Here is a 21,243-nt window from a genome sequence, read left to right as displayed (position 1 = left end):
ACAACTAATTCGAAATGAAAAAAACTCTCGTCATGGCGTTCGCAACGGCTCTGCTTGCAGGTGGTTTGAACGCACGGGCACAGGCCCAGGCTTCTACGCCGGCAGCGGGCGCCACAACCGCGGCAGCTCCGGTGAAGCTGGGTTATACGAACATTGATTACATCCTGGGTCAGACGCCCGAATCGAAAGATATTACCAACCAGTTGACCATTCAGCGGACGCAGTCAGAAAACGAACTGAAGCGGATGCAGAAAGAACTGGAAGATAAATACAACGCCTACGAGAAAGGGGCCGCTTCGATGACCGACGTGATCCGTAAAGATCGCGAGACCGAACTGCAAAGCCTTCAGGCGCGGATTCAGGAATTTGGCCGGACGGCTGAGCAGTCGTTGCAGACCAAATACCAGCAGCTGGTGAACCCTGTGGTTCAGAAGATCCAGAAGGCTATTGACGCCGTTGCCGCAGAAAACAGTTACACGTACGTGTTCAATCTGGATGCGGGGGCGAATACAATTCCTATTTTGCTGGTAGCTCCTCCGCAGGATAACATCACGGACCTGGTGCTGAAAAAACTGGGTATCGACCCGTCGAAAGCAGCAACAGCCAACAAGCCCGCTAATGCAGGTGGCTCTGCTCCGGCGGCAGGTTCTACAACGACTCCGAAGAAGAACTAAAAGTCATTGCTATAATGAAAAAGCCGCCTTATCCGGGCGGCTTTTTTGTTACGATTTTTCTTAGAAAAATTTAATATAATAACAGCAAATTTCTTATCTGGCTAAGAAAAGTATCAAAAAGAGCCGATTTCAAGCCTGTTGACAAAATCTTAGCTTTACTTTTACGTTTCTTAACGTAAACTACTATCTAACCTGTCGCTCATGATTCGAAACGCTGGTAGTATGACGTGGCTGCTGATGTGCCTGTGGGCAATCGGTAGCAGTTATGCTCAAGATACGAAGTCATTACAAATAGTCCTTCCTACACAAACCGATTGGAACGTTATACCCGAAGGAAACTCTGTACGCTTCACGATTAAAGCCGTTGGGGCTCCTGATGATACCGTAACCTTTTCGATTGCTCAGGGCCGGCAACATGGTATGAATTTCGATTCCGTAGGCTCTTTCAGTTGGACACCAAGTTTTGACATAGCCGACCGGATTCAGACAACAAAAGTAATTTCAGTGATTTTTGAAGCCCGCAATCAGCGCGGGCAAAGCGTTACGCAGTCCGTTGATTTTAAGGTACTGCACGTCAACAGACCGCCTACCATCGGTGATCTGCGGCCTTTCTACGTGCGTTACCGCGCCCAGAATACGTACAAGATGGATTCCGCTATGATTCGCGACGAAGATGGCGACCCGATTGTGTTTATTCCAGTTCTGGACCAGATGCCCGAAGGGAGTAAGCTGACAAGTCAGGGCGAATTGACGTGGACATTATCATTGAGTCAGTTCAACAAGCTCAAAAAATCGCCCCAGTACATTGAGTTCTGGGTAGAAGACCAACCCGCCAAGTCGAGAACTAAAGGGCGCTTGAAACTGGAAGTGACCGAAATGGACCTGCCGCCCGACATTGCTATCATTCCGAAGGAAACGCATTACCGGCTGCGTGAGAACCAGACCGTTAACCTGAAATTTTATCTGTCAGATCCAAACGGGGACGATGACATCACGACATTTGACTTTCTGGCCGATAATCAGCAGATCCCCAAACAGGCCTTAATCAAAAATACAGAGAATCAATACGAGTTTATCTGGCAGCCAGGCTATAATTTCGTCAAGGATCCGTATGACTCATTACGGACGGTCTTGACTTTCTACGTGCTTGATAAAGCTCAGAACCGGGAAGAACGTAAGGTTTCGTTTACAGTATACAATACGATTAATGAGGGAGAGAAAGACCGGTATTACTACACGCAATACCGCCAGGCGCTGGTGAGTGCCTGGAACCTGGTTGAGCAATTGGCGGATAAGGAGGAAGAGCTCAAAAAAGACTACAAACGAGCCAAAAAGGGGAAACGTAATCGATCGGTGGCCAATGCTTCACTAGGGGCCGTGACTGGCGTTACGCCGGCCGTAACGGGAGCGAGTACGAGCCCGGAGGCTCAAAAGAACGGTCGCCTTATTTCGGCCATTGGCGGAACGGCCGTAATGACGATGGGTACGCTTGAAGCAACGGAAGTCGTCGGTAAGTCAATGAAGGACTTGCTGGATCGGTACAACTACGTGCTGAACAAAAAAAGCGAAATTCAGAACCGAGGAAACGTATTTGCCCGCGAATTTGCCTTGAAGTCATCCCGTCGTAATGGTGAGTTTATCAAGAAACTTGATGAGTTTCGAGGTTCAATGAGTCTGAGTGGTCTGGTTGCCCTGGAGTTGGATGCAAACTGGCAGAACAAGAAAGAAGCCAGCGACAAAGCGATTAAGCAGACCTTCAAGGATTTTACCCCGCTGGAAGAAACCCAGTAGATATCTTAAGCCATCGTATACGTAAAACGGCCACCGTTGCGCAACGGTGGCCGTTTTCTATCGTTTCAGATCTCAATCCTATTGATTTGTTTCCTTGGGGGTATCGGGAAGAACGGGCGCCGGCGATGGCCGGGCATCTTCATCCGATGATTGAGCCGCGTCGACAGAGGGATCCGTATCGGCAGACGAGGTGGCTGTATCATGACTGAATTCGGCCGCGGGCAGAACGGCGGCTTCGGTTGCGTCTGGGCCGTCGGAGGGCAAAATAGAATCTTCAACTGGTGGCTCACCAAAGAAACGACGCTGAAACAGCAGGATCAGGCAGACGCCAACAAAAATGCAGGAGTCCGCAATATTAAAAATAGGTGTCGAATAATATTGACCACCCCAGACCGGTACCCACTCCGGAATGAAGCCTTCCCATACATCGACAAAAATCATATCGATCACCTGGCCATGAAACCAGGGTGTCGGCGATCCGTAGGGCGCATTACCCAGAAAAACGCCGTAAAACGTACTGTCAATAACATTGCCGACCGCCCCAGCCAGAATCATGGCCATGGCCCAGAGCAGCCCGTCAGGGGCGCCCCGATGCGCCAGATTCACCAGATAATAGCCAATGCCGACCATAGCCAGTAACCGAAATACGCTCAAAATTAATTTACCGTATTCGTAGCCCAGCTGCATACCAAAAGCCATGCCCGGATTCAGTACGTAATGCAACTTGAGCCAGTCGCCGATTACTTTAATCTGGCCTGCAAAGCCAGGAGCCATGTAGAAATGTACAGCCAGCTTTACCCCCTGATCCAGGACAATTAAGGCTAAGGTCAGCAAAAAAAACTTGAGGGGACTTTTCCGAATCATATCACAAAGATAGCTGCCCTACGCATTGGGCTTATCATATAAACGCGGATTGAAACAAATTGGGACGGATTTGTACGGAAAAGTCCGTTTAATCCGTCCCAATGTATAAGCTTATAATCAGTCGGCCAACGCCTGGTTCTATCGGCGACAGCCTTTCCGGCGAGCCAGTTCGTTGCTAACCAGCGTAAATTCCCGGCTGCTCTGCCCGGCAATAGACTTATTTTCGTCGGCCCGGCGAAACAAATACGGCATAACAGCCTCAACCGGGCCGTAGGGCACGTATTTGGCTACGTTATAGCCTGCATTTGCCAGATTGAACGAAATATTATCACTCATACCCAGCAGCTGAGCAAAGTAAATGTGCGGGTCGCCCGGGGCAATACCGAGTTGCTTCATGCACTGAATGCAGTACTGGCAACTATACTCGTTGTGCGTACCGAGACAGATTGATACTACATCGCGATTCTCCAGGCAGAAATCAATCGCCAGATTAAAATCACGGTCGGTGTCATCCTTCGTAGGCTGAATCGGGTCCTGGTATTCCTCCTCATGAGCCCGCAGGCGTTCTTTCTCCAGATACGCCCCACGAACCAGTTTGGCCCCCAGGAAATAACCTTTAGCCCGCGCTTCCTGCACATCCCGGCGCAGATGATCGAGGCTTTCCCAACGATACATCTGATACGTATTGTAAACAACGGGCCGTTCGTGGTTATACCGATCCATCATCTCATACGCGAGCGTATCGATCGTATCCTGAATCCAGCTTTCCTCAGCATCGATGAAAATCCGGACGTTCCGTTCATACGCACGACGGCAAAGCGTATCTACGCGCTGAAGAACCAGCTCAAACTGGGCTTTCTGCTCCTTGTTGAGCGAGTCGCCAATCTGAACGGCTTCGAGGAGTTCTGTAGACGCGATGCCGGTTACTTTAAAGACTGAGAAAGGAATTTCGCTGGATTCGCTGGCCCGTTCGATGGTGCGCAGGATTTCGAGGGTCGTATCGTCGAAACATTTTTCACTTTCCTCACCCTCAACCGAATAGTCGAGGATGGTTCCGACGTGGGCGTTATGCAGATGCTGGATTGTCTTCTCACAGTCGCGGATGGTTTCCCCACCGCAGAATTGTTCAAAAATCGTATTCTTTACAAGCAGTTTGATGGGTAGTTTGAGCTTCAGCGCAATTTTTATAAAAAAAGTGCCTAAATTTACCAGCCATCCCTTATTCATCAACGCAAATAACCAGTACGTTTTTCGAAGTTTTGAATTCGACTGGGAAGAGAAAGCAATCGAAGTGTCCTCGAAGGAGACGGGTTTCACCTCAATCTCTCGGAGTGCGGTCACCCGCTGGACAGTACTTGGCATAGGATTACTTCGGTTCGACATATCAGTGCTCCGTTCTGACGGTGCTACTTCCATAGCATTAGTGCGTTGCTTGGTTAACACGAACTGCCTTTTCTGGCCGAAATATAAAACGAATTTTCGGCACATTCGGTTAAGCGGGCAGACGCAGCTACTGAAAACAAGTTTAAAACCCGTTAAGACAAATGAAGGAACCGGGCTGAAAAACAGTCGATTCCTCTTGCAAATATACTACAAAATTGAATTAAAAGTTCCCTATAGAATTGAGGTGTTATTTCCAGATTACGCATACATATGAAAGTTGACTTAGCCGTTGAGCCGCTTGGATCGTGGATACAGACCGACGGCAAACCTTTGATTATCGCTGGTCCGTGCAGTGCCGAGACCGAAGAGCAACTCTGTGAAACGGCCCGCCAGCTCAAAGCGCTGGGTGCCGTACATGCCATCCGTGCCGGTGTATGGAAGCCCCGTACGCGCCCCGGAAGTTTCGAGGGAATGGGCGAAGCAGCCCTGCCCTGGATTCAGCGGGCTAAAGCCGAAACGGGGCTGCCGTTCGCCGTGGAAGTCGCTACGCCTGAACACATTGAACTGGCGCTTAAATACGGCGTCGATATCCTGTGGGTGGGCGCTCGTACGACAGTGAACCCCTTTAATGTGCAGGAGATCGCCGATGCGCTGCGGGGTGTCGACGTGCCGGTACTGGTCAAAAACCCGGTGAACCCGGACCTAGCTCTGTGGGTCGGTGCTTTTGAGCGTCTTGCCGGTGCTGGGATTAAGAAACTGGGGGCAATCCACCGCGGGTTTGCTACGGGCGAAGCGACCAAATACCGCAACGTACCGATGTGGCAGATGGCCATCGAGCTCAAGTCTATTTTCCCGCAGTTGCCTATCATCGGTGACCCGAGCCACATGGCTGGCAAACGGGCTTACCTCAATGAGCTGGCACAAATGGCGATGGACCTCAACTACGACGGTCTGATCGTTGAATCGCACATTGACCCGGATAACGCCTGGAGTGATGCGGCTCAGCAACTGACGCCGGCAGCCTTCGGCGATATGCTCGATCACCTCCAGATTCGTCAGGTTGAGTCAGAAAACCTCGAATTTCAGGGGGTTATGGATCAGACCCGGCGCAACATCGATAACGTTGACCGGCAGATCGTTGAGATGCTGGCAGCCCGGATGGCGCTGGTTGAACGGCTGGCTGAATACAAGCGCGACAATAACGTAACGCTGTTCCAGCCCGACCGCTGGAAAGAAATTCTGAAAACCCGTACTGAACTGGGTCAGCGCCTGAATCTGTATCCTGAACTGGTGGAGGAGATTTACAAGATCATCCACATGGAATCAATCCGGAAGCAGACGGAGGTAATGAACAACCAGCCGGCGGTTTAAAAATAAGGAGAAAAGGAAGAAGGGGAGGCCAGGAGAAAGGAAGTTGCAACCGTGCAACTCTTTTCTCCTAGCCTCCCTCTCTTTTTGCCTGTCTTTACTTCAGCTCCATTGTCAGCGATGAGCGGTTATAGGCTCCGAAGCAACCCAAACCGCCCCGGATGTTTGTCGGAATAGGCACCGGCTCGGCGAAGGGATTACCATCCGTGCCGGCCTGCCGTTCTACGGCGTCGTGATAGCGATAATAATTTTCGTCGACGTTGAGCAGATACACAGCTACCCGACCAGCCGGGCGAACCGACTGCCTCTGTCCGGTTACGAAAGAAGAGGACGCAACCAGCTGGCCACGGCCGGAAATCATATCCTGCCCGTCGCGCCCGGCATCGTTCACGGTTAAGTTATTACCAAAAGAGATTTGACCGATTTGCCGAATTGTTGTGTCCCGTGGGGGTCTATTAGGCTGGGTATACCTGGTGGTAAAGGAATATTCATTTGAACCAGCCACCCGGTAAAAATTAGCCTGACCAGCCGGGTCGGTCCAGCGCAACCGAACGTAATATTCCGTGCTGGTAAAGCCAAAATTGTTGATAACGGCCGAGTCTACCGTAAACGACGAAAGTGCCACCGGTCCCGGCACCGTGCATTCGGCTTCGACGGCCGGGCTACCCGGAGCTTCAACCCGTAATCGGTACGTTTGCCCCGCTCGGATGGGCATTACTGACGTTTTCGCCCAATATTCACTGAAGCCACTGAGTAAAATCCCATACATGTACGTTTGACTGTCCCGAACACGTAACGTAACGGACTGGGTGCCGTCCGAAAATGTGACGAGCGCATTGGCAACCGTACTGCTGGCGGGCGTTGTCGTTCCCACGACCGATTGGGAACGGGATACACGCACCACAACGGCCGTATCGCCCGGCGCGATGAAGCAACTCACGACTAATTTCTGGGGTTCAGTAGTCAACCGGTCGGGGTTTATTTCCTGTCGCAGACTATCACAAGCCATTAGGAACAGAACGCCAGCAGCAAAAAGTAACAGACCAGCTATTCGTTTCATAGTCATAGAAGATAAAGTCAGTTGCTCAAAATTTGAAATTGTAACTGAACGAGGGTACCACCGGAAACACCGAGTACCGAAACAGAGCTGTGCGGCCGGGCTGACTACGGTCCTGCGGAGCAATGGTTTCTAAATTATAGAAAAACGGATTTCGGCGGTTGTAGGCATTGTAGAGACTAAACTCCCAGGTCCGCTCATGGCGTCGTTTCTGTTTGTGGAACTGAATACCTACGTCGAAACGATGGTACGCTTCTGCCCGGAAACTATTTCGCTGCCCACCGTAATCGCTAACCTCGCCCGGGTAACTGAACAACGGAGCAATTATCGAATTCATCCCATTGGCATAGACGGTACGCAGACCGGGGTCATGCAAAAACGCCTGGTAATTCGCAACCGGCACCGTCAACGCCTGACCCGTACCGTACACCCACGTACCGGATAGGGTAATGCGCTTGCTTAGTTCATAGATGCCCACCACCGATACGTCGTGCCGCCGGTCGTAGCGGGGGAAGAACGGCCGCCCGCCGTTTAGTTCGGCGAACTGCCACTGCGTCCACGACAGGGTGTAGCCCAGCCAGCCCGACAGCCGACCGACTTTCTTTTGCAGCAGCACCTCCGCGCCATAGGACCAGCCCCGGCCCGCCGTTACGTTGTCTTCCCAGCGCACCCGCTCGGCCGACGTCGGGTCGTCGATGAGCAGAAAGCTGGCGCCCTCGCGGTAGTTGATGATATTCTGCATCTGCTTGTAATAGCCCTCCAGCGTCAGGGCGAAGCCTTTACCCAGCACGAAATTATCCGAAAAATCCCGCGCCAGCCCAACGGCCACCTGCCGCGACTGTTGTGGAGCTACGCGGTCGGTAGTCGGCACCCACAGGTCGGTGGGCAGGCCGATGCCGGTGTTGCTGAGCAGGTGAATGTACTGGTTCATGGTGGCATAAGACGCCTTGGCCGACAGCCCCGGTCGCAGTTGATACGACGCCGACAGCCGCGGTTCGGGGCGCAGATACGTAACGCTTCCCTGCTGAAATGCGCTCAGTCGTAAACCCGCGTTGATGCGCCAGCGGTCGGTGGGTTGCCAGACATCTTCGGCGTACAGACCCGCTTCGACGGCGTTGATCGCTTCAACGTTGCGCGTGAACTCGTCGATCAGCCTGTTCTGTACTACCAGCGCACTGGGCGTAAAGCGGTGTGCCGTCGCCTGCCCGCCCATCCGAAACGAATGGCGGGGCGTTGGGTAGTAATCCAGGTCAAATTTTACGCCCAGATCGCGGATACCCGATCGGTATCGTAACGACGTAGCGTTCTGGCCGTTCTGGTCCGTTTCGTCCGACGAAATCCCGAAATCGTAGTTGCTGTAAATCAATGATAAATTGGCGAACAGTTTCTGGCTGAACAGGTGATTCCAGCGTACTGTCCCCGTCGCATTGCCCCAGCCTAAGCCAATATCAAAAGTTCCGCCGTCTTCGCGGGAATAAAACCGGTCGCGACCGAAGTAGCCGCTCACATACACCCGGTTCTTGGGACCAAAATCGTAGTTGGCTTTGGCGTTTAGATCGTAGAAATAATAGCCGGCCGTGGTTTCGCCGTTTGTTGACGCCCGGATAATTGGGGCCGTCAGCACGTCCAGATACGTCCGCCGGCCCGATACCAGAAACGAGCCTTTCTTGTTTTTAGTAAATGGTCCCTCCAGCGTTAGCCGCGAGGCAATCAGACCGATGCCGCCTTCGCCGTGCAGCTTCTCGCGGTTGCCGTCTTTCATGTTCAGCTCAATGACCGATGAGAGTCGCCCGCCATACCGGGCTGGGAAACCGCCCTTTGTGAGCTCCACACTCTTGAGCGCGTCGCCGTTGAAGACGGAAAAGAAACCGAAGAGGTGGTTGGCGTTGTAAACGACCGCGTCGTCGAGGATAATGAGGTTCTGGTCGGGGCCGCCACCCCGTACGTAAATGCCGGTCTGCCCTTCGGAGCCTTTTTGTACGCCCGGCATGAGCTGCAGGACTTTCAATACGTCCTTCTCGCCCAGCAGCGTCGGAATTTTCTTGATCTGCGCCACAGGGATATCAATCTGGCTCATCTGCGGGCTTTCGCTGACTTTTTCGTCGGTTCGGGCTCCTCTGACCTGTACTTCACTCAGTTCGCGACCGGGCGTCAACGTAACGTTGAGCTGGGCGTTCCGGCGAAAGCTGACGGTTCGGCTGACGGTGCCGTAGCCGACGAAGGAAAAGGCGAGCGTGAGGGAATCAGTGGCGGGTAGGGTCAGCGAGTAAAAACCATACGTATTGGTCGTCGTGCCGGTCGAGGTACCGGGCAGGTAAACGTTGACGCCGATGAGAGCCTCCTGACTGGCAGCCTCGCGCACGTAGCCACTGACCGTAACGCGTGTGGACTGGGTTTGAGCCTGGGCAATCTGAATTAACAACGAAAAGAGTAATGGGTAGAGAAATAATCGCATAACGTAGAGTCTACTAAGAACTTCGGAGTACAAGAATATAAAAAGGGTTGGAATGTAACGGCAGGGTTCTGAGCAATTAACATTCTTTAAAGGAGTACGCGTATAATAAAACCCAGTGTGCGTGTAGGATAAGCTCAGTTTTCGGGAGTTACGGAAACAAAAAGCCGTAAAATCAGGTACTGTATATAGAAGGAGAATGCGTTTTAATCGCTTATTCGCCATGTTACAATACGACAAACTTTCCCTGAATATACCCGAAACAACCAAACCTCGTGTCGTCATCATCGGCGGGGGCTTTGGCGGAATGAATTTGGCCAAGAGCCTGCGCGGCTCAGGCATGCAAGTTGTGCTATTTGACAAGCAGAACTACAATGGATTCTGGCCCCTGCTCTATCAGGTGGCGACCGCAGGGCTCGAGCCCGATGCCATCGCCGAGCCGTTTCGTAAGATGTTTGATGGGTACGAAGATTTCCATTTCCGGATGGTACGGGTCAACAAGATTGATCCGGCGGCCAAAACAGTCTCAACCCTTATCGGTGATCTGCATTACGATTTCCTGGTGATCGCCAGCGGTTCCAAGTCTAATTTCTTTGGCAATCAGCAAATTCAGAAATACTCGTTTCCGCTCAAGACTGTTCCCGAAGCGCTGAACATCCGGAGTCAGTTTCTTCAGTGCTTTGAACAGGCCAGCATCACCCGTGATCCGGCCGAACGGGAGGGCCTCCTGACGTTTGTTATTGCCGGGGCCGGACCTACGGGGGTAGAAATGGCGGGTTCGCTGGCCGAGATGCGGAAGCACGTATTGCCGGCCGACTACCCGGGGCTGGATTTCAGTCAGATGAGGATTTACGTAGTGGAAGGTCTGGGTAAAGTCCTGCCACCTATGTCGGAAGAGGCCGGCCGAAAGGCACAACAGTACCTGGAGGAACTAGGGGTTATTGTCAAGCTGAATACGCTGGTCGAAAACTACGACGGAGAAATCGTTACGTTCAAAGGCGGTGAGCAGATCAAAACGCAGACGTTGGTCTGGGCCGCGGGTGTAACGGGCGTTATGATCGACGGTATTCCTGCCGAGTCGACCGAACGTGGCCGAATCCTGGTCGATCCAATTAACCGGATTCAGGGGCTGAACGACGTATTTGCCATTGGTGATATTGCGTTCATGAAAACCGAGAAGTGGCCAAAAGGGCACCCTGGCGTGGCGCAGCCGGCTATTCAGCAAGCTAACCAACTGGCAAAAAATTTACGCCGGATTGTGCGCAATGAGCCAACTCAGCCCTTCGAATACTTCGATAAAGGTTCACTGGCCATTGTAGGGCGCTCCAGAGCCGTAGCTGATTTGCCCAAGAATTTACACCTGAGCGGATTCATTGCCTGGATGGCGTGGCTGTTCGTGCACATCTGGTACCTGGTTGGCTTCCGGAGCAAACTGATTGTATTCAGCAACTGGATGTACCGGCTCTTCACTTACCAGCGCGGTACGCGACTGATCATCCGGCCGTTTATTCGGAAAGACGATAAGGTGGCCGAGGAGATTATCCTCCGAAACGAAGCGGTCTGAACAGATTGAACGTCAATGCAGAACGGTGGGGCTGTGACGCGGCTCATAAATCAGCCGGATAAACGAGCTCAGCCGTTCTGTATCCCGTTGCGTTGGAATACCGGCTACAATCCCCACCAGTAAATTATCGGCTACCCCGACCCGTAGCTGAGGCCGCATGACCGTGTGCATGGTGTGGCCGGAGATTGCTTTGTTGATCTCAAGACCCAGAAAATTGCGCGTACCCGGAATCATGTAGTGCAGGTTCGAATTGATTTCGAACGATCGCTTCCAGTGGTGGTGTCTGAAACTGCGTTCAAATTTAGGTCCTGTATAAACCAGGGTGTGAAAGTTCTGCCCCCAGCGACGGGCCGCCACGAAGAACGGGTTAAATACGTTCCCTTCAATCATGCCCTGTTGCCCCAATCGCTTCAGATCGGTTAGTTCAAGCTCATTGATGTAGCCAATGGCCATAGAGGTCTGTAGGCGCTCGGACACAAAAAAGGACCACTGAGCTGCCAGCTTGAGGCTTTCGAGCCGATTGTCGGGTTTCTGGCGGTTCTGGTTCTGCGTATCAATGCCGTTGGTCATGTAAAAGGTCATCGGCAATTCGATTTCCAGTCCCAGCCGGTCTGCGGGCGCAAACTCGTACTCAATCAGTGCCTGATAAGTGTCGTAATTCAGATTGTCGGTCAGGCCAAGGCCAATGTTCCATTCGCGTTCACCTTTACGGGCACCCAGGTCGCGGATCAGATCGATGTAAAGTGGCTCGGCATGCAGTACCTTATCGGGATGTCGGGCGTCTTCTACCTCCCAGATGGCCAGGCTATCGAGAGTACGGTTACTTACGGTTGAGTCTTCGGCAAACTGTTGTGCGTGGGCACCAATCGAATACATACCCAGCAACACCAGGGTACTTAACCACTTCATAAACATATAACGGAGCGTAATTAGCCTCTGCGTAAGGTTCCTTACGCAGAGGTACTTAAGAAAGGTGGGACGGATTTTGCTCAGACCTCCTGCATGCGATTGCGGTAACGTACCGAATTCAATCGCTGAGCGGTAACGGCCAGTTCGGATGCGGTGGGCCGACGAAAGATGAGTTGGATGTTCCGGGACTGTGCGGTCGACCGGAAGTTACGAATCGCATCCAGTACATCACGGTCGATATACGTTGACTGAGTGCCGTCGATCTCAATAGTTGAGTTGTCGGGCGCATCCCGCAGAAGGCTAACAATTCCTGCTTTGTTCAGAAACGATACGTGTTCGCCGAGCCGAATCCGAATCAGGGGGCGGCCGTTTTCGGTCTTGATCGTATCGGTCTGGTGCCCTTTGCGGTAGTTTTCGCGCAGGATGAAGAAGAGTCCGACAGCCATACCAATGGCAATACCTGTCAGCAGATCGGTGAGTAAGATAGCTGCAACTGTCGTGACGAACGGCAGAAACCTGACTTTACCAAGACGGTACAGTTGTCGGAATGTGCTAACGGGTGCCAGTTTGTAACCCGTTATTAAGAGAATAGAAGCCAGCGACGCCCACGGAATCATGTTCAGAACGCCCGGAATTGCCACCACGCAGACGAGCAGCAGGGTACCATGCAGCAGAGCTGCCACTTTGGTTCGGGCACCGGCATTGATGCTCACGGAACTCCGTACGATGATCGACGTAACCGGTAGCCCGCCCAGGAGTCCACTCAGGATATTACCAATACCCTGGGCTTTCAACTCCTGGTTGGTGGGTGTCCGGCGTTTGAGCGGGTCTAAATCGTCAATGGCTTCAATGGATAAGAGCGCTTCCAGGCTGGCTACCAGCGCAATTGACAGAGCGGCTGCATACACCTGCGGATTGGTGATCTGCGTGAAATCCGGCATGGTCAGCAACTGCATGAAAGCAGCCGGGCTGTCGGCAACCGGCAGTTGCACCAGATGATTACCGCCCAGTGCCCACTGCGGATACGCCACTTTTAAGAGTTCGTTGATGAAGACGCCCAGGACAACAACTACCAGGGCGGCTGGAATATTTTTCAGGAGCCGGTGCTTTTTTACCCACGGCTGCTCCCATAAAACCAGGAGGCTAAGCGAAAGAATGGCAATGAAAATAGCCGCTACGTTGAACTGACCGAAAGCCAGCCGAAACTGATCGATAATGTCAATGCCTTTGTTCGGTAGCAGCACAATTTCTTCGGCCGCGTCGGCATCGTAGCCAACCAGGTGAGGAATCTGCTTAATAATCAAAATGATACCGATACCGGCCAGCATTCCCTTGATCACGGATGAGGGAAAGAAATTGCTGATGATACCTGCCTTTGCGTAGCCGAAGCCAATCTGGAACACACCGGCGAGACAGATTGCCAGCAGAACGGCGGGAAATGACCCCAGGCTCTCGATAGCGCCGAGAACGACAACAATCAAACCGGCCTCAGGTCCAGAAATACTTAACGCCGACCGGCTGAATATACCAATGACGATGGCACCGATGATGCCTGCAATAATTCCCGAAAACAACGGAGCGCCCGAAGCCAGGGCAATGCCCAGACACAAGGGAACTGCCACCAGAAATGAAATAACGCCCCCTCTAATATCTCCCTGAAGATGACCAAAATCAATCACCTTACTTTTTTGAATGTTGCCCATTAGCTGTTGGTTGATCCGTTGATGCGAATACATGAAAACCGGATTCACACAAGCCGGTCGAGCACCTGCCAATTGTTTGAATCCGGTTGAATGCGTTTTAGAAACCGCGGGTAGCGACAGTCTGCCGGCGGTCAGTCATTGCCGAAGTCTGGGCTGTTTCGCATTGGTCCAGCGCCGAACGTATCTGATGTAATTGATTATCGAGTTGATACTTCACTGTTTTCAGCGAATCCAGCTCGCGAGCCCGTTGCTGGAGCTGTGCCTGAAGCACTTGCTTGTTCGTATCTTTCTGCTGGTAGGCCGTTACTACGTTATAACCGATCGTCAGGAAGATGAGGCCCCATACGGTACCCCAATTGACGACACGGCTCATAGCCGAGCGGTTATGTGTTTCATCACTGATCATGATCTTCCGGTTTAATTGATGAAATTGGCCATTACAAAGGTACGGCCCGGCAGAAAGGAGCTAATTAGAGACCGGTTAGAAGGCAATGAGAGGGCGATTAGATGTCGATTAGAGATCGATTAGAGTCAGGGCAATATGGGAAGCCGGATCGTAAAAATGGTTTCCCGGTTCACTTCCGATAGGACTGTGATCCGGCCGGAGTGCAATTCGACAATGCGCTGCGTCAGGGGCAGGCCAATGCCGTGTCCTTTGATGTGCCGCACGCTTTCGGCCCGGAAAAACGGCTCAAAAATGTGCGGTAAGTCTGTCTTGCTGATGCCTATGCCCTGGTCTTTGAATCGAACGCTAACCCACCGGCTGTCGGCCTGGAGGGATACTTCCACCTTTTTATTGGGCGAAAACTTACAGGCATTTTCCATCAGGTTCAGAAACGCCGTGGTCAGGAGCGATTCATCACCCAGGATGGTCAGATCGGGCGGTTCAGACTCGGCGTCGTTATGAATCAGCAGTGCCACCTGGAAGTCGGGTTGCCGGGTGGTCAGCAGCCGGGTGGCCTGATACACAACTTCATCTACCGGTACCTCCCTGAACGTTTTGCTGGCTTCGTCGACGCTGACCTGAGCGAGCTGGAGCAGACCGTTGGCCAGTTTGTTAATCTGGTGAATGGTTTCGAGCACCGCCCGCCATTTTGCCTCGTGTTCTTCAACCGTCCGGTGCCTGATGAGGGTCGTTTCGATCTGCCCCGTGATGACCGTCAGCGGGGTACGGAGTTCGTGCGATGCGTTGGTAACAAAGCTCCGCTGCATGTCGAGTGCCGATTGAACCCGGTCGAGCAGGCGGTTGAAAGTACTGGCTAACTGCGCAATTTCATCGCCATCATTGCCCGCCCGAACGCGCTTGTCAAGTTTGGAAACGGTAATGGCATCCACCTGTTTCACTACATCCTTGATGGGCTGGAGGGTTCGGCCGGCATTGAACCACCCCAGCGCACCCATCAGAGTTAGGCTCAGCAGTGAACCGACGATCAGGATAGTCCGTAAATGATACAGCTCCGCCAGGCCGTATTCATCGTAGGCAGACGCAACGATGACCCACTTTTTCGACTGATTGGGATAGGTTAACCCCACAATCTGCCGTTCGTTGTGCTGCATCCAGATAAGCTCCTCCGCACGAATACGGTCGAGCAGAGCCGATGTTTCCAGCACTTCATCCGGGCGCAGGTCACTCTGGTATACCATACGGTTGTCTGCATCGAACACGGTGATTTGTTCTTCGGGCAGGGCCGTCAGGTTGTAACGATCAATGATACGCAGGAGTCGTTCGTTAATCTCACTAACCTCGATCAGCAACCGGGCGGTTGATCTGGCTTTATCAGCCAGCCGGTTATAAAAGTCGACCCGGCGGTAATAGGCCGATGTTGCGTAGATAGTAAGCGACAGCAGTACAACATTGGCAGCAACAACCAGGAGAAAGTTGACCGAAAGCCGGGTGCGTATGTTCATGCGTCAGTTTTCGTCCTCTTTCATGATGTAGCCAATGCCGCTTATGGTGTGAATCAGCTTCGGCAGGAAATTTTTGTCGACTTTCTTGCGCAGATAATTCACGTAAACATCTACGACGTTTGTGCCCGTGTCGAACGTTACGTCCCAGACGTTTTCTGCAATTTCAGACCGGCTCAGAGCCTTGTTGGGGTTTTTCATGAAGTATTCCAGCAAGGCCAGTTCGCGGGCGGTAAGCATAATTTTCTGATTACCACGCCGTACTTCCTTGCTCATTACGTTCAATTCCAGATCCGCCATTTTCAGTAAGGCGGGCTCCGCTTTAGCCGAAGAACGTCGGCGGTTCAGGGCTCGCAGACGGGCCATTAACTCGCGAAATTCGAATGGTTTAACCAGGTAATCGTCGGCTCCGACGTCAAATCCCGTAAGCTTGTGTTCGGTGCTTCCCAGGGCGGTCAGCATAATAACGACCACATCATCGTAGCGGTCGCGAATGATCTGGCAGAACTCATACCCGTTGATAATGGGCAGGTTAATGTCCAGAATAACGGTTGAATACGGAGTCTCGGCCATCATTTTCTGACCAATAATGGCATCAGGCGCTATATCGGCAGCGAATCCGTAGTCTTCGAGTCCGCTTTTAATAAACGAAGCTACGTCCTGTTCGTCCTCAACTATCAAAATACGCATGAATCAGAGCTATGCAGCGTGATAAACGATAACTATCCACTAAAGTGACTTGTTATGGTTACAGTACAGCCAGAAAATTCGTTCGGCCTCTGTCTGTAAACCGGACTGAAAGCAGGGCAGATGATAAATAGTTTGCCTTAACCCACTCAATTATAAGAATTTGCCGTTATTTTCTTACAGCCTGACCACTAAAAGCGCTTTCCAACATGGTACGAATACATCGCCGACTGGCCGTCTGGTCAGGTTTTCTGATGCTCAATGGCCTGATCGGGCTTAGTTCATTAACACTGGCGCAGGTACCGGCCACCGCAAACCGGCCGGCGTCAACTACACCCGCTGCCGGTGTGACGACGGCCGAAACCAAGGTATCTACAGCGGCCACCCCAGCCATTCCCGGTGCCTACATCAACCCCGATACCGTAAAGGCAGGGCCGTTCGATATGGGCAAGATGTGGACCTTCGATAATCCGCCAAAGGACTACTTCCGCAAAACCTACAACGTCAACGCCGACGACAAGTGGTTTGAACAAGCCCGGCTGGCATCGCTGCGGTTCGCCGACTACTGTTCGGCATCTTTCGTGTCGCCCAATGGGTTAGTGATGACCAACCACCACTGCGCCCGCGAATCAGGAACGGGCGTGCAACGCAAAGGCGAAGACCTCAACGCGACAGGGTTTTTCGCAAAAACACCCGCCGAGGAGCGTAAGGTGGAGGGGTTGTTCGTTGATCAGCTGGTCAAACTCGAAGACATAACCAACCGGGTTCAGCAGGCCATGAGTGGGGCTGAAGCCGGTTCGGAGCAGGCTCAGCTTCGGGCCCGGGAGCAGGCTTTTGCCACCATCAAGCAGGAATATGCCTCGAAAGAAGGCTGGCAGGGCCTTGAATTACAAACCATTACGTTCTACAACGGGGGGCGGTACGCGCTGTACGGGTTCAAACGCTACAACGATGTCCGGCTGGTGTTCATGCCCGAATTGCAGCTTGGTTTCTTCGGCGGGGATCCCGACAATTTTACGTATCCGCGCTACGCCCTCGACTGCTCGTTCTTCCGGGTGTACGACAACGGGAAACCGCTCCAGACAACCCACTTCTTCAAGTTTAATACCAATGGCGTCCGCGATGGCGAACCGATTTTCGTGATCGGTAACCCCGGCCGTACGGAGCGGCTCAAGACGGTGGCCGAACTGGAATACGACCGCGATTTGCAGGTGCCCTTTACCCTGCAGCTGCTTCGTAACCGGTCCAATGCCCTGCAGGCCTACAACGCGACGGCTAAGAACGACAGCATTCTGAACGAGATTTTCTCGCTGGAAAACAGCTATAAAGCGTATACCGGACAACTGGCGGGCCTGCGCGATCCGTACCTGATGGCCCGTAAGGCCGCTTTTGAGAAGCAATTTCAGGCCGATGCCCGGGCAAAAAACGTTTCGGCCGACCGGCTTACCCTCTGGGACGACCTGGCGGCCAGTACGACTCAACTCCGATCGGTGTTTGCGGCCAGTAATTACCTCGCGCCCAGCGAACGGATCATGGGTGAATTGCTGACGTTTGCCAACGTACTGATGCAGTACGGCGAGCTGTCGACCTCGCGACCGGATGCCGCCGAGAGCGCCCGTTCGCTGGTGGTGGCGCCCAAATTGCGGAATCGGGCCCTGGAAGAAGCGTATCTGGCGGCTCACCTGACCGAAGCGCAGATTGGGCTCGGCAGCGACGATCCCTACGTCCGGACTGCGCTGAACGGCAGGTCGCCCAAAGAAGCGGCTGCCTACCTGATCAGCAACACAAAGCTGACCGATCCGGCCTTCATAAAAGACCTGGCTGTGCGGCCGCAGGCGATCCGGTCGGCCGACGATCCGCTGCTGGCGCTGGCCCGCATCGGGTTTAGCCGCTACGTAACGGCTGCCCGGCAGGCCCGTCAGTTGTTCCAGACGCAGGAGGTGCTGCGTGGTCAACTCGGCCGGTTGCTGTACGACGTGTACGGCACCAGCATTCCGCCCGATGCTACGTTCTCGCTCCGGATCAACGATGGGGTTGTCAGAGGGTACGCTTACAACGGGACCCGGGCCCCGATCATGACTACGTTTGCCGGGTTGTACGATCGCAATTACTCGTTCGGCGATAAGGCCCCGTGGAACCTGCCCGCCCGCTGGAAGAATCCGCCCGCTGAGTTACTTCGGCAACCCATGTGCTTTATTTCAACCAACGATATCATTGGTGGCAATTCGGGCAGTCCAATGATTAATAAAAACCTGGAAGCGGTCGGGTTGGTGTTCGACGGTAACATGGAAAGTCTGCCCGGAGAGTTCATCTTCGTGCCGGATCTGAACCGGAGCATTTCCGTTCACGCGGGCGGAATGGTAGCGGCCATACGATACATTTATAAAGCCGATCGGCTGGTTAAAGAACTGGTTGGCACTCCACCCGCCGTGCCCGCGAAGAAATGATCTGGCCGGGTAGACCGGTCAAAATCAGGTTGAGAACCCACCGGGAGATTGCGAAAAGCAACCTCTCCTGGCGGGTTTTTTAGTATCTTCGGGCTTTGTCGCGTACAATAACCCACTTCATGAAAAAACATCTCTTCTGTTGGCTGGTGGTGTCTTTGCCAATAGCCGCTACGTTTGCGCAGTCTGCGAAACAGAAAGTTACCGTCACCGACCTGACCCGCATCAAACAGGTAGGTGGCATCAGGATCGCTCCGGATGGACAGCGGGCCCTCTACGCGGTTACGACCATCGAGCCGAACCCCGATCAAAAAGAGGAATACGACTACAAAACGCACATCTACCTGACCGGCCTGAAACCCGGCGACACCAAGGCGCTAACCCGGGGCACCGAGAGCGCCCGGCAGGCAGTCTGGTCGCCGGATGGCAAACAGATTGCGTTTGTGCGGACGGTAAAAGGCAAAGGCCAGATTTTTGTCATGCCGCTGGATGGGGGAGAAGCCTATCAGCTCACCAACGGCAAATACGGTGTATCTGGCCCGGCCTGGTCGCCCGACGGTAAGCGCATTGCATTCACGGCTAACGTATCCATGGCCGAGATGCTGAACGATTCGTTGCTGAATCCCGGCAAACGCGGGCCGGTCTGGTCGCTTGAAAAGCCGGGCTTCGTTAACAACGATTTCGTAAAGGAAAGCAAGGCAAAGCCCAACCCCGACGGTACGCTGGCCGAAATCCGGGCGTATCTCAACAAAGACGTCGAGGATAAAAAAGCCAAGGTTATTAACCGCCTGAACCTGCAGGGTGAATCAACCACGGAGCCGGACATGAGCTTTCAGCACCTGTACGTTGTGGATGCGCGGGAAGGTGCCCAGCCTAAACCCCTAACCCGGGGCTTCAAATCATTCCAGGCCAGCGACTGGCTACCCAGTGGACAAGGTCTGGTAGCCGTTACCGATCGGGATTCGCTCAAACACCCCGATCGCGAGCAGGACAATGCCATCGTATACATCCCGGCTGATGGGTCAGGGCGTTATACGCTGGTTCTGGGCGAAGCCGGAAAGAGCTATTACGCGCCTGAAATCTCGCCGGATGGTCGGCAACTGGCGTTCCTGACGAGCCCGGCGCAGGGCGTTAATTTCGGGCAGATTGGTTTGGCTGCCTTTACGGGTACGGCGGTGTCGGGTATGCAGCTGGTTACGTTCGACCGGGCTGCCGGAAACCTGACCTGGACCGAAACCGCATCGCCCAAGGGTAAAAAAGCTGTTGCTACGTACGCCATCTATTTCACGGCCCCCTCAAACGGAGGTTATCCGCTGTACCGTCTGGACCCAGGCACGAAGCAGGTTACGCAACTCACGGATGTCAACACCGGCGTCAGCAACTTCGATGTCGCCGGCTCAACCGTTGTGTTTGCCAAAACGGAAGTGGTCAATCCCTCAGAATTGTACGTAGCTGATGCCGCCGGTAAAAATCAGGTGAAACTGTCCAGTCATAACGACTGGGTAGCCCAGCGCACGCTCAGCTTCCCCGAAAAGCGGACGTATAAAAACTCCATCGGCCAAACCGTCGAATACTGGATTATGAAGCCGGCGGTAGTTGAAGCCGGTAAAAAATATCCGCTGCTTCTGAACATGCACGGTGGACCAACCGCCATGTGGGGGCCGGGCGAACCGTCGATGTGGCATGAGTTTCAGTACTTCTGCTCACAGGGCTATGGGGTTGTGTATGCAAATCCGCGCGGCTCGGGTGGCTACGGTCTGAATTTCCAGCGGGCCAACGTAAAAGACTGGGGAACCGGCCCGACCGAGGACGTACTGGCAGCCGCTACCGATGCGGCCAAAGAAGCGTGGGTCGATACGAGTCGGCAGGTAATTACGGGCGGTTCATACGCCGGCTACCTGACGGCCTGGATCGTAGCACACGACAACCGGTTCAAAGCCGCTTTTGCGCAGCGGGGTGTGTACGACCTCACTACGTTCATGGGTGAGGGTAATGCCTGGCGGCTGGTGCCGAACTACTTCGGTGGCTATCCCTGGGAGGCTGAAGCTCAGAAGGTGCTCGATGCCAATTCTCCCTATACGTTCGTCGAAAACATTAAGACGCCACTGTTGATCAAGCATGGTGAAAACGACCTGCGGACGGGCGTGATTCAGAGCGAAATGATGTACAAGAGCCTGAAGATTCTCGGACGGCCGGTCGAGTACGTCCGAATGCCGGGGGCCACGCACGAGTTAAGCCGGTCGGGTAACGTACGGCAGCGGATCGACCGGATGCTCCGCATTTACGAATTTTTTGAACGATACATCGGCCCGGATGCCCAGGGCCTGACGCAGAAATAAGTTGATCAGACGCCGGGAAACGGAGGATCCGCAGAGCGCATTACTGATGGCAGGTTTGTCGGCGTACTCGGCGGATTCTCTGTGCGCTCTGCGTTTAAACAGC

Annotated in this window: 15 protein-coding genes; 6 read left to right on the top strand and 9 right to left on the bottom strand. The window is 53.3% G+C overall.

Annotated features, from left to right (window positions below; translation table 11 throughout):
• Window positions 1-14 precede the first annotated feature (14 nt).
• Together DYU11_RS03550 and DYU11_RS03545 are read left to right on the top strand one after the other, a co-directional pair.
• Window positions 15-674, top strand: coding sequence for an OmpH/Skp family outer membrane protein (locus DYU11_RS03550; protein WP_119666246.1), 660 nt, complete (start codon window positions 15-17; stop codon window positions 672-674).
• Window positions 675-875: 201 nt separating this feature from the next.
• Complete coding sequence (locus tag DYU11_RS03545; RefSeq protein WP_119666245.1) at window positions 876-2,465, top strand: hypothetical protein; 1,590 nt, start codon at window positions 876-878, stop codon at window positions 2,463-2,465.
• Between the two features lie 78 nt (window positions 2,466-2,543).
• On the opposite strand, the gene DYU11_RS03540 is transcribed toward DYU11_RS03545, so the two are convergent.
• Both DYU11_RS03540 and DYU11_RS03535 read right to left on the bottom strand, forming a co-directional pair.
• The gene (locus tag DYU11_RS03540) at window positions 2,544-3,329 is read right to left on the bottom strand and encodes a lipoprotein signal peptidase (RefSeq protein ID WP_119666244.1); all 786 of its coding nucleotides are present in this window, start codon (window positions 3,327-3,329) and stop codon (window positions 2,544-2,546) included.
• 138 nt (window positions 3,330-3,467) lie between these two features.
• Window positions 3,468-4,691 (bottom strand): proline dehydrogenase family protein, encoded by a 1,224-nt coding sequence (locus DYU11_RS03535; RefSeq protein ID WP_119666243.1) that lies wholly within the window; start codon window positions 4,689-4,691, stop codon window positions 3,468-3,470.
• A gap of 291 nt (window positions 4,692-4,982) precedes the next feature.
• On the opposite strand from DYU11_RS03535, the gene DYU11_RS03530 reads away from it, so the two are divergent.
• Window positions 4,983-6,083, top strand: coding sequence for a chorismate mutase (locus DYU11_RS03530; RefSeq protein WP_119666242.1), 1,101 nt, complete (start codon window positions 4,983-4,985; stop codon window positions 6,081-6,083).
• A gap of 94 nt (window positions 6,084-6,177) precedes the next feature.
• Here the strand turns inward: DYU11_RS03530 and DYU11_RS03525 are convergent, their stop codons facing one another.
• Window positions 6,178-7,140, bottom strand: coding sequence for a DUF4249 domain-containing protein (locus DYU11_RS03525; RefSeq protein ID WP_158600209.1), 963 nt, complete (start codon window positions 7,138-7,140; stop codon window positions 6,178-6,180).
• Window positions 7,141-7,165: 25 nt separating this feature from the next.
• Window positions 7,166-9,592, bottom strand: coding sequence for a TonB-dependent receptor (locus DYU11_RS03520; RefSeq protein ID WP_119666240.1), 2,427 nt, complete (start codon window positions 9,590-9,592; stop codon window positions 7,166-7,168).
• 220 nt (window positions 9,593-9,812) lie between these two features.
• Between DYU11_RS03520 and DYU11_RS03515 the strand changes: the two genes are divergently transcribed.
• The gene (locus DYU11_RS03515) at window positions 9,813-11,153 is read left to right on the top strand and encodes an NAD(P)/FAD-dependent oxidoreductase (RefSeq protein WP_119666699.1); all 1,341 of its coding nucleotides are present in this window, start codon (window positions 9,813-9,815) and stop codon (window positions 11,151-11,153) included.
• 12 nt (window positions 11,154-11,165) lie between these two features.
• On the opposite strand, the gene DYU11_RS03510 is transcribed toward DYU11_RS03515, so the two are convergent.
• From DYU11_RS03510 to DYU11_RS03490, 5 genes are all read right to left on the bottom strand, one after another.
• A complete protein-coding gene (locus DYU11_RS03510) occupies window positions 11,166-12,062 on the bottom strand; it encodes an HAEPLYID family protein (protein WP_119666698.1) in 897 nt (298 codons plus the stop codon).
• A gap of 80 nt (window positions 12,063-12,142) precedes the next feature.
• Complete coding sequence (locus tag DYU11_RS03505) at window positions 12,143-13,765, bottom strand: SulP family inorganic anion transporter (protein ID WP_229365682.1); 1,623 nt, start codon at window positions 13,763-13,765, stop codon at window positions 12,143-12,145.
• Between the two features lie 97 nt (window positions 13,766-13,862).
• On the bottom strand, window positions 13,863-14,138 hold the full coding sequence (locus DYU11_RS03500) for a hypothetical protein (protein WP_147367878.1): 276 nt from the start codon (window positions 14,136-14,138) through the stop codon (window positions 13,863-13,865).
• A gap of 158 nt (window positions 14,139-14,296) precedes the next feature.
• A complete protein-coding gene (locus tag DYU11_RS03495; RefSeq protein WP_119666238.1) occupies window positions 14,297-15,673 on the bottom strand; it encodes a HAMP domain-containing sensor histidine kinase in 1,377 nt (458 codons plus the stop codon).
• 3 nt (window positions 15,674-15,676) lie between these two features.
• Complete coding sequence (locus DYU11_RS03490; RefSeq protein ID WP_119666237.1) at window positions 15,677-16,360, bottom strand: response regulator transcription factor; 684 nt, start codon at window positions 16,358-16,360, stop codon at window positions 15,677-15,679.
• Between the two features lie 206 nt (window positions 16,361-16,566).
• Here DYU11_RS03490 and DYU11_RS03485 point away from each other — a divergent pair, with 206 nt between their 5' ends.
• Both DYU11_RS03485 and DYU11_RS03480 read left to right on the top strand, forming a co-directional pair.
• Window positions 16,567-18,804 carry a S46 family peptidase gene (locus DYU11_RS03485; protein ID WP_119666236.1) on the top strand — a complete coding sequence of 746 codons (2,238 nt, stop codon included), beginning with the start codon at window positions 16,567-16,569 and terminating at the stop codon, window positions 18,802-18,804.
• A 119-nt stretch (window positions 18,805-18,923) separates the two neighbouring features.
• Window positions 18,924-21,140 (top strand): S9 family peptidase, encoded by a 2,217-nt coding sequence (locus DYU11_RS03480; protein WP_199736655.1) that lies wholly within the window; start codon window positions 18,924-18,926, stop codon window positions 21,138-21,140.
• Window positions 21,141-21,243: the final 103 nt, after the last annotated feature.

This window comes from Fibrisoma montanum, from assembly GCF_003583365.1.
Taxonomy (GTDB): domain Bacteria; phylum Bacteroidota; class Bacteroidia; order Cytophagales; family Spirosomataceae; genus Fibrisoma; species Fibrisoma montanum.
This window is presented reverse-complemented; position numbering and strand designations above follow the sequence as displayed.

Coding starts and splice junctions, on each gene's coding strand:
- DYU11_RS03535 (WP_119666243.1), bottom strand. CDS start 4,691: ATGCCAAGTACTGTCCAGCGGGTGACCGCACTCCGAGAGATTGAGGTG.
- DYU11_RS03500 (WP_147367878.1), bottom strand. CDS start 14,138: ATGAGCCGTGTCGTCAATTGGGGTACCGTATGGGGCCTCATCTTCCTG.
- DYU11_RS03540 (WP_119666244.1), bottom strand. CDS start 3,329: ATGATTCGGAAAAGTCCCCTCAAGTTTTTTTTGCTGACCTTAGCCTTA.
- DYU11_RS03505 (WP_229365682.1), bottom strand. CDS start 13,765: ATGGGCAACATTCAAAAAAGTAAGGTGATTGATTTTGGTCATCTTCAG.
- DYU11_RS03545 (WP_119666245.1), top strand. CDS start 876: ATGATTCGAAACGCTGGTAGTATGACGTGGCTGCTGATGTGCCTGTGG.
- DYU11_RS03515 (WP_119666699.1), top strand. CDS start 9,813: ATGTTACAATACGACAAACTTTCCCTGAATATACCCGAAACAACCAAA.
- DYU11_RS03520 (WP_119666240.1), bottom strand. CDS start 9,592: ATGCGATTATTTCTCTACCCATTACTCTTTTCGTTGTTAATTCAGATT.
- DYU11_RS03525 (WP_158600209.1), bottom strand. CDS start 7,140: ATGAAACGAATAGCTGGTCTGTTACTTTTTGCTGCTGGCGTTCTGTTC.
- DYU11_RS03495 (WP_119666238.1), bottom strand. CDS start 15,673: ATGAACATACGCACCCGGCTTTCGGTCAACTTTCTCCTGGTTGTTGCT.
- DYU11_RS03480 (WP_199736655.1), top strand. CDS start 18,924: ATGAAAAAACATCTCTTCTGTTGGCTGGTGGTGTCTTTGCCAATAGCC.
- DYU11_RS03530 (WP_119666242.1), top strand. CDS start 4,983: ATGAAAGTTGACTTAGCCGTTGAGCCGCTTGGATCGTGGATACAGACC.
- DYU11_RS03490 (WP_119666237.1), bottom strand. CDS start 16,360: ATGCGTATTTTGATAGTTGAGGACGAACAGGACGTAGCTTCGTTTATT.
- DYU11_RS03485 (WP_119666236.1), top strand. CDS start 16,567: ATGGTACGAATACATCGCCGACTGGCCGTCTGGTCAGGTTTTCTGATG.
- DYU11_RS03510 (WP_119666698.1), bottom strand. CDS start 12,062: ATGAAGTGGTTAAGTACCCTGGTGTTGCTGGGTATGTATTCGATTGGT.
- DYU11_RS03550 (WP_119666246.1), top strand. CDS start 15: ATGAAAAAAACTCTCGTCATGGCGTTCGCAACGGCTCTGCTTGCAGGT.